Below are 263 nucleotides of genomic sequence, written 5' to 3' on the forward strand. Positions count from 1 at the left end.
GGTTTACTGTCGTAATTTCTAACTCACCACGGTCAGAAGGTTTAACTTCTTTTGCAATTTGAATCACAGCATTGTCATAAAAATACAGACCTGTCACGGCAAAATTTGATTTTGGTTGCGTAGGTTTTTCTTCTAATGAAATTGCGCGTTTATGCTCATCAAACTCAACTACACCAAAACGCTCAGGGACTTTTACTTGATAGCCAAAAACTGTTGCGCCTTTTTGGCGAGCTACAGCTTGTTTTAACATTGGTGTAAAACCC

General features: G+C 38.8%; 1 protein-coding gene. It reads right to left on the reverse strand.

Features of this window, described 5'->3' with window-relative positions; genetic code table 11:
- On the reverse strand, positions 1-263 hold a 263-nt coding region (locus tag ACG9ZB_RS17440; protein ID WP_419326866.1), incomplete at both ends, for a sugar phosphate nucleotidyltransferase.

Source organism: Acinetobacter johnsonii (assembly GCF_048551975.1).
In the GTDB taxonomy this organism is placed as follows: Bacteria; Pseudomonadota; Gammaproteobacteria; order Pseudomonadales; family Moraxellaceae; genus Acinetobacter; species Acinetobacter johnsonii_A.